This is a genomic window from Variovorax sp. 01T439_2 (genome assembly GCF_056398445.1).
Map to the genome: position 1 here is coordinate 1 of NZ_JBFTPJ010000736.1, position 4,228 is coordinate 4,228.

General features: G+C 67.1%; 5 protein-coding genes and 1 pseudogene. 4 read left to right on the forward strand and 2 right to left on the reverse strand.

All coding sequences use genetic code 11. From position 1 onward, the window contains the following. The 4 genes and pseudogenes from AC1DOC_RS26855 to AC1DOC_RS26870 all read left to right on the forward strand — a co-directional run. Positions 1 to 1,241, forward strand: a 1,241-nt coding sequence (locus tag AC1DOC_RS26855; protein ID WP_478130846.1) for a leucyl aminopeptidase, incomplete at its 5' end; no start/stop codon positions are given. Next, entirely contained in the window at positions 1,238 to 1,681 is a 444-nt protein-coding gene (locus AC1DOC_RS26860) for a DNA polymerase III subunit chi (RefSeq protein WP_012747835.1), read from the forward strand. The genes AC1DOC_RS26855 and AC1DOC_RS26860, both read left to right, overlap by 4 nt. Then, positions 1,681 to 2,088, forward strand: coding sequence for a hypothetical protein (locus tag AC1DOC_RS26865; protein ID WP_012747836.1), 408 nt, complete (start codon positions 1,681 to 1,683; stop codon positions 2,086 to 2,088). The genes AC1DOC_RS26860 and AC1DOC_RS26865 overlap by 1 nt, the downstream gene beginning before the upstream one ends. Positions 2,089 to 2,223: 135 nt before the next feature. Continuing rightward, positions 2,224 to 3,229, forward strand: a pseudogene (locus AC1DOC_RS26870) (branched-chain amino acid ABC transporter substrate-binding protein). A 63-nt stretch (positions 3,230 to 3,292) separates the two neighbouring features. Here AC1DOC_RS26870 and AC1DOC_RS26875 read toward each other — a convergent pair. Together AC1DOC_RS26875 and AC1DOC_RS26880 are read right to left on the reverse strand one after the other, a co-directional pair. Next, positions 3,293 to 3,685, reverse strand: coding sequence for a response regulator (locus AC1DOC_RS26875; RefSeq protein WP_012747838.1), 393 nt, complete (start codon positions 3,683 to 3,685; stop codon positions 3,293 to 3,295). Positions 3,686 to 3,784: 99 nt separating this feature from the next. Continuing rightward, the gene (locus tag AC1DOC_RS26880; protein WP_012747839.1) at positions 3,785 to 4,141 is read right to left on the reverse strand and encodes a hypothetical protein; all 357 of its coding nucleotides are present in this window, start codon (positions 4,139 to 4,141) and stop codon (positions 3,785 to 3,787) included. Between the last annotated feature and the right edge of the window lie 87 nt (positions 4,142 to 4,228).

The following is a 4,228-nucleotide window of genomic DNA, read 5'->3' on the forward strand; positions in this document are numbered from 1 at the left end:
GCCGTGGGCAGCGCGGTGGCCGCCGCCGCCGACGCCAGCTACGTGCCGTGGGCAGCGCGGTGGCCGCCGCCGCCGACGCCAGCTACGTCTACACCACCACCAAGGCCAAGACCTCGAACGGCGAGAACGGGCGCACCATCCGCCACCTGACGCTCGGCGTGGCCGACGCGGCAGCGGTGGGCACGGCCTTCGACGAAGCCCGTGCCACCGTCGCCGGCATCGAGCTCGCCAAGGAGTGGGGCAACCGCCCCGGCAACTACTGCACGCCCACGCTGCTGGCCGAGGCCGCCAAGGAGCTCGGCAAGCTGCCCCGCGTCAAATGCGAGGTGCTGGGTCCCAAGGAAGTGCAAAAACTCGGCATGGGCTCGTTCGCGGCCGTGGCGCAAGGCTCGGCCGAACCGCTGCGTTTCATCGTGCTGCGCTACCAGGGCGGGCCCAAGGACYAGGCGCCCGTGGTGCTGGTCGGCAAGGGCATCACCTTCGACACCGGCGGCGTCTCGCTCAAGCCGGCGGCCGAAATGGACGAAATGAAGTTCGACATGTGCGGCGCGGCCAGCGTGCTGGGCACCTTCCGCGCGCTTGGCGAGATCCAGCCGGCCATCAACGTGGTGGGCCTCGTGCCCTCGTGCGAGAACATGAACGACGGCCGCGCGATCAAGCCCGGCGACGTGGTGACCAGCATGAGCGGCCAGACCATCGAAGTGCTCAACACCGATGCCGAAGGCCGCCTCATCCTGTGCGACGCGCTCACCTATGCCAAGCGCTTCGAGCCCGCGGCCGTGATCGACATCGCCACGCTCACCGGCGCCTGCGTGGTGGCGCTGGGCGGCGTGCGCAGCGGCCTGTTCACCAGCGACGATTCGCTGGCCGAGGCGCTCCAGGCGGCCGGCGAGCAGTCGCAGGACCGCTGCTGGCGGCTGCCGCTGGACGACGAATACGCCGAAGGCCTGAAGAGCAACTTTGCCGACGTCGCCAACGTGGCCGGCCGAGCCGGCGGCGCCATCACCGCGGCCAAGTTCCTGCAGCGCTTTGCCGGCGATTTCACCTGGGCCCACCTGGACATCGCAGGCACGGCCTGGAAGAGCGGGGCGGCCAAGGGCTCGACCGGCCGGCCGGTGGGCCTGCTGGTCTCCTATCTGATGGAACGCGCGCGCAGCGGCGCGGCCCAGGCGGTATCGCCCAAGAAGGCGGCGCGCAAGGAGCCCGGCGCGGCCGCGCGCAAGGCCCGGTCCGCGCAGTGACGGAAATCGGCTTTCATTTCAATCTGCCGGACAAGGCGAACTACGCCTGCCGGCTGGTGCGCAAGGCCGTGAGCGTGCGCGGCTTGCGGGTGGTCGTGGTGGGCGAGCCGCAGATGCTGGAGGCGGTCGATGCGGCGCTCTGGCAGCTCTCGCCCTGCGACTTCATCGCGCATTGCCGCGGCGATGCGCAGCCCCACCTGGTGGCGCGCTCGCCGGTCATTCTTTGCGCCGAGGGCGCGGACGCCGCGGGGCTCGCGCACCGCGAGATGCTGGTCAATCTCGGGCCCACGGTGCCCGTCGGCTTCGAGCGCTTCGAGCGCCTGGTCGACATCGTGAGCAACGAGACCGACGATCGGCAGATCGGCCGCTCGCGCTGGCGCCACTATGCCGACCGGGGCTATTCGATCCAGCCGCACGACTTTGCAAGGAGCGCCTCCTGATGGCCAGCACGCTGCGCACGCCGCCCCGGTTCGTTCCCACGCTGACCACGGTGCTCGACCTCCCCGCCGAGCCGCCTGCCGCCGAGGCGGCAACGCCCGCCAGCGCGCCGCCACCACCGGCGGTCGACCCCGCCGAAGCCGTGGCATTGCCTCCGGCCGAGCAGCGTTCCGAGGCCGAAATCGTCCGCCTCGAAGAGCAGCTTCTGCACCGCGTGCTGCAGCGCGTCGACCTGTCTTTGGAAGAGCGCCTGAGCGACACGGTCTCGGCCGCCGTGCAGCAGCAGCTCGATGCGATGGTGCCCCGGCTGCGGGAGGAAATCGAGGCCGTGCTGCGTGCCTTGGTGATCGAAGCCATGGCCGCCGAGCTCTCTGAAAACACAGGGTCTACGCCAGCTTCCGGCGCATAAAGCTTCAGCTAAACTGCGCGCCAGGTCGATGGGGCGGGAGGGTGCCGCTGGTCTGCGGCGCGAAACTTGCGAGGTCTTCGCGCCCGGATCACACGACCGGTTTTTGGTTTATTCATCAATGTTCTGGAGGTTCTCATGCAATTGAAATGGACTGCGGTCGCACTGGCTGCTCTCACGCTTGTGGCTTGCGGCAAGAAAGAAGAAGCTGCTGCGCCCGCCGCTCCGGCGCCCACGGCAGCGGCCCCCGCACCTGCAGCGCCTCCGGCAGATGCATTGATCGTCAAGATCGGCCACGTCGGCCCCACCAGCGGTGCCATTGCCCACCTGGGCAAGGACAACGAGCTCGGCGCCAAGATGGCCATCGAAGACCTCAATGCCAAGGGCCTGAAGATCGGCGACAAGGTTGCCAAGTTCGAACTGCTGGCAGAAGACGACGCCGGCGATCCGAAGCAAGGCACCGCAGTGGCCCAGAAGCTGGTCGACAGCAAGGTCAACGGCATCGTCGGCCACCTGAACTCGGGCACGACCATTCCTGCTTCCAAGCTCTACAGCGACGCCGGCATTCCGCAGGTCTCGCCGTCGGCAACCAACCCCAAGTACACGCGCCAGGGCTTCAAGACCACGTTCCGCGTGGTGGCCGACGACACCCAGCTCGGCGGCACGCTCGGCAAGTACGCCGTCGAAACGCTCAAGGGCAAGAACATTGCCGTGATCGACGACCGCACGGCCTACGGCCAGGGCGTTGCCGAAGAGTTCGAGAAGGCGGCCAAGGCTGCCGGCGGGACCATCGTGGGCCACGAATTCACCACCGACAAGTCGACCGACTTCAACGCCATCCTGACCAAGCTCAAGTCCGCCAAGCCTGACGTGCTGTTCTTCGGCGGCATGGACGCCGTCGGCGGCCCGATGCTCAAGCAGGTCAAGCAGCTCGGCCTGAACGTCAAGTTCATGGGCGGCGACGGCCATGGTCAAGGCCGGTTCCGCCGACCCTGAAAAGTACCTGCCCGAAGTCGGCAAGGTGCAATACAAGGGCGTGACCGGCCCGATCGCCTTCGACGAAAAGGGCGACATCAAGAACGGCGCGCTGACGCTCTTCACCTACAAGGGTGGCGTGCGTACGCAGATCGCCGTGGTTCGCTGATCCAGGCGCGCAAAAGAGAAAAGGGCCTTCGGGCCCTTTTTTTGTGCCTGCCGGCCGTGCTTTTCAGGCCAGGCTTGCGAAGCCCGAGGGCCGGTCGGTGTTGCAGTATTCGATGAAGGCGTCGAGATCGCGCGACTTGTCGAACACCGCATCGGCACCCAGCGCTTCGCAGCGTGCGCGGATGTCGGCGGTGACGTAGTTGCTCAGCACCACGACGCGCTGGCCCGGACCGCGCGCCTTGCAGCCCGAGAGCACGCCCAGGCCGGAGCCTTCCTTCAGGAACAGGTCGACGATGAGCAGTTGCCAGTCATGGGGATGAACGGCGAGCCAGGCGAGCGCATCCGTTTCGGTTTCGGCAAAGCCGACGACCTGGCCGTTGACCAGATCTTCGAGGGCCGGGACCAGGTTGTCCCTGATGGTCTTGTTGTCCTCGACGAGGAACGTGATGAGGGCCATGCCGTGGTTTCGTTCTGAGAACCAATAGCGTAGCGTGCCGGACGCGGCCGCAGCGTAGGAGAAGGGATACGGACAGCGCGTTCTGGCGCGGCGCTGCGCTCAGTGCTGGTTGTCGGAGCGGATCCTTGCCTTGAGCTCTTCGGCCAGCGCCTGGCTTTCATCGCGCTCGGCCGTTACCTCGCGGCGCTTCTCGATTTCTTCGCTCAATGCCGCGTTGACCTCGGCCAGCTTCTCGGCCGACTTGGCGAGCTTCTGCTCGAGCTGGCCCGTCTGCTCGATGGCCTGCGCCACCTCGCCAACCTGCACTTCGTCCGGCAGCTCCTGTTCGAGCACCGTGTTCACGACGGCGAGATTGTCCGAGGCCCGCTGCACATCGGCGGCCACTTCTTCGCTCTTCTTGAGCGTCTTGTCGAGCGACGTCTTGCCACGCGGCACGGTGGGGGGCTGTGCAGCCATCGAGGCTCCTCCTTTTGCAGGCTTGAAAGTAAGACCTTTGGATGGTAGCGCCAGACGAAGCGGGCCGGGCCAATCTCCGAGTTGCGC